Raw genomic sequence first — 1583 nt, forward strand, 5'->3', positions numbered from 1 at the left:
AGATCACGGCGGCCAGCCAGGAGCAGACCTCGGGGATCGAGCAGATCAACCAGGCGATCACGCAGATGGACCAGGTGACGCAGCAGAACGCGGCGCTGGTCGAAGAAGCCTCGGCGGCTGCGCAGTCGCTGCAGGAGCAGGCCGGCAGCCTGGTGCAGGCGGTCAGCGTGTTCAAGCTCGGCGCCGCCCGCTGAACGAAATTTCGTGCCGGCCCTTCAGGATGGGCGGTGCGCTGCCGATAGCAGAGTGGACGATCCAATCCGCCCGGCCATCCTGTTCCATTTCGAGCAGATCAACCGGGTGACGCAGCAGAACGCGGGACCGCTGCGGGAACAGGCCGGCAGCCTGTCGCAAGTCGTGAGCATGTTCAGGCTTGGATTCGAAACTGGAAAGCACTGAAGAAGTCATGCGTGTCAATCTACCCATCACCGAACAGGAATACCCGTTGCCGCCGGATGCGGCACTCGTGTCGCGTACCGACCTCAAGGGGCGCATCACCTACGTCAACCCGGTCTTCGTGGAGGTCAGCGGCTACGCGATCGACGAGCTCCTCGGCAAGGCCCACAACATCGTGCGCCATCCCGACATGCCGCAGGAGGCCTTCGCCGACATGTGGGACACGCTGGGTCGTGGCCTGCCCTGGACCGGTCTGGTCAAGAACCGCCGAAAGAACGGTGACTTCTACTGGGTGCAGGCCAATGTGACGCCGATCCATCGGAACGGCCTGACCGAAGGCTATATGTCGGTGCGCAGCCGTCCCGAGCGTGCCGACGTGGAGGCCGTCGCGGCGATCTATCGCCGCATGCGCGATGGCCAGGCGGCGGGCCTGCGGATTTGCCAGGGCGAGGTGGTCCGGCACGGCGCATCGGACCCGATCGGCAGCTTGCGTCGGATTCCGGTTCGACGCCGGGTCTCCGCGGTGAGCGCCGGTGCGGCCCTGCTCTCGCTGGGCTTCGGTGCCGTGGCCTGGCCGGCGCTCTCGGCGCCCGCCGCAGCGTCGAACGTGCCGGGCTGGCTGCCGACGCTGGTCGCGACGGCATCGATCGGTTCCGCCCTGGCCTGGATCGGCCTCGGGCAATTTCTTGCACGCACGGTGTTCCGTCCGCTGGACCAGGCGGTGCAGGTTGCGCAATCGATTGCCGGTGGGACGCTGCTCAAGTTCCAGATCCGTCCCGAGGACGAGACCAAGCGACTGCTGCGGGCACTGAACCAGATGAGCGCGAACCTGTTCGCCATCGTCGCGGATGTCGGGACCAACGTGGCCGGCGTGATGAGCGCCTCGGGCCAGATCGCAGCCGGGAACCAGAATCTGTCGTCTCGTACCGAGGCGCAGGCCAGCTCGCTGGAGCAGACCGCGGCGTCGATGGAAGAACTCACCAGCACGGTCAAGCAGAACGCCGACAACGCGCGCCAGGCCGACCAGCTGGCGGCCTCGGCCTCCGAGGTGGCGGTCAAGGGCGGCGAGGTGGTGAGCCAGGTGGTGGACACGATGGCCTCGATCAACGCCTCGTCGAAGAAGATCGTGGACATCATCGGCGTGATCGATGGCATCGCCTTCCAGACCAACATCCTGGCGCTGAACG

The 1583-nt window shown here is 66.3% G+C and carries 2 protein-coding genes and 1 pseudogene; all 3 read left to right on the forward strand.

Translation table 11 applies throughout. From position 1 onward, the window contains the following. Positions 1-194 (forward strand): annotated as a pseudogene (locus AC1D2E_RS35785) (methyl-accepting chemotaxis protein); the annotation flags it as partial. Positions 195-246: 52 nt separating this feature from the next. Further along, positions 247-399 carry a hypothetical protein gene (locus tag AC1D2E_RS35790; RefSeq protein ID WP_478201784.1) on the forward strand — a complete coding sequence of 51 codons (153 nt, stop codon included), beginning with the start codon at positions 247-249 and terminating at the stop codon, positions 397-399. A gap of 7 nt (positions 400-406) precedes the next feature. Continuing rightward, the coding region (locus AC1D2E_RS35795) for a PAS domain-containing protein (protein WP_478201785.1) at positions 407-1583 on the forward strand (1177 nt) is incomplete at its 3' end.

Source organism: Variovorax sp. P1_H2, assembly GCF_056405295.1.